Source organism: Eubacterium ramulus (assembly GCF_003122485.1).
Lineage (GTDB): Bacteria > Bacillota > Clostridia > Lachnospirales > Lachnospiraceae > Eubacterium_I > Eubacterium_I ramulus_A.
Map to the genome: position 1 here is coordinate 1 of NZ_JRFU01000215.1, position 1,901 is coordinate 1,901.

A 1,901-nucleotide genomic window follows, 5' to 3' on the forward strand; every position below is an offset into this window, starting at 1 on the left:
ATTCTGGTCAGCGAAAGCTGACATATTCTTCTCAGAATCACTGCACATCTACACATCCAAAGACAAGACGGTAGGACAATTTTCGTTATCGAAGTGAGCATAGCCCGACTGCGGGAGTGTGTTTGAGCCAACAGCTGTTTTTGCTGTTGGTGAGTTCGCGGGAGCAGTCGGAGATAAGCGGCGCAACGAAGATAGAAAACTGTTCGTGTCTGTCTTGGATGTTTTTGTTTTCTTCCTTACTTAAGTACGCGAACGATAATATTTCGTGGTGTGCTGTCGATAGAGCATCAGCAGTCCGCGGACACATAATTCAACAGACATTGCAATCCACATTCCGGTAAGTCCAAGGCGTTTGACCAGAATTAATGCCAGACCGATACGCACGATCCAGATGCTGCCGAGGTTCATCAGACTTGGCACGAAGGTATCGCCGGTTCCACGCAGTGCTCCGGCAGCTACGATGGACACTCCGAAAAGCGGTTCGGAAAGCAGCTCAATTCTCAGAACATGAACAGCCATGGCCTGTACGGTTGTATCGGGTGTCAGAAGCCGGAAAACGAACGGGCAGGCAAACATCATGACCGCACCGGTGCAGCCCATAAAAATCGCGCCCATGGCGGTACTGATATTGCCATATCGTTTGGCAGTTTTTAACTCTCCGGCACCGATGCTTCGCCCAACGAGTGTTGTTGCTGCCATGCCGAGACCATATCCTGGCATGTAGCAGAGACTTTCTGCGGTGACCGCGAAGGAGTTGGCAGCGATGGCGGCAGCACCCAGTGGCGCAATGATTCTGGTGGACATGACCATGGCACCGTTCATGGCGATTTCCTGTACCGCCACAGGCATTCCAATCTGGAATGCCTTTTTTAGAATATTGCGGTCAAAAGGATGCTTATCGGTACGTCTGATCCGCAGCCGCTTATTGGAAATACAGCAGCGCCATGCCATGATCAGACTGATCACGGCGCAGGCCAGCGCTGTTCCCATACCTGCACCGAGAACGCCGAAATGCGGAATCAGCAGAGTATTGAACACAACGTCCAGCCCACACATGACGGCATTCAAAATACTTGGTGTTACCATATCACCGCAGCATTGTAAAAAGGACGATGCCAGGGAGTTCAACTGTGAAAACGGGATCATCAGCGAGTACACGAAAAAGTATGCAGTTGCATCCTGGCAGATTGCAGGATCGCCACCCAATGCGATCGGCAGCGGATGACTGAGCAGAAGACCGCTTAAACACAAAAGTCCGGAAATAATCAGGGCACTGATCAGACCGTGCCGGACGACATTTCGGGCTTCCATATCCTGATTTGCTCCGATGTGATGCGCCACCTGCACCGAAAATCCGGCAGAAACTGCGGATAGTACGCCGTTGTACAGCCAGGTCATGGCAACGACCAGACCGATGGCAGCAGAAGCGGCAGCGCCCAGAGCACCGACCATGGCAGAGTCAATGTACTGCATGGCGATGGTGGTGATCTGCGTTAAAATCGCGGGCAGACTTAATTGCCAGACTTGTTTGACTTCTGGCTTTAATTCCGCCCAGTTAAAAGTTCTTTTCCCCATGTATGTTATACTCCCTTTATCGTTTAATTTTTTTAAAAGTGCATGATTTAAAATTTAGGTTGTGAAAAAGGACTCTGCGATTTTGTCTCATCCGCTAACAATCGCTGGCCGAGAAAAATAGCCAGAGTCCTTTCATTTACGTTACAAAGTCATGCTGTACGATTATTAAATGAACATATCCCACATGATAGTAGACGTTTTTTTTGTTTCAATAGTTACACAATGGATTCTTGCGGTATCATATTGAGAAAATTTTTGAATATTACTATAGATGCATTTTCATCTCAGTCTGAGATGAGACTCCCACTTCTGCAAGTGGTGAGTAG

Annotated in this window: 1 protein-coding gene; it reads right to left on the reverse strand. The window is 48.6% G+C overall.

Annotated features, from left to right (window positions below):
* Positions 1 to 240: 240 nt before the first annotated feature.
* A complete protein-coding gene (locus LG34_RS15700) occupies positions 241 to 1,575 on the reverse strand; it encodes an MATE family efflux transporter (protein WP_109216909.1) in 1,335 nt (444 codons plus the stop codon).
* Between the last annotated feature and the right edge of the window lie 326 nt (positions 1,576 to 1,901).

Coding starts and splice junctions, on each gene's coding strand:
- LG34_RS15700 (WP_109216909.1), bottom strand. CDS start 1,575: ATGGGGAAAAGAACTTTTAACTGGGCGGAATTAAAGCCAGAAGTCAAA.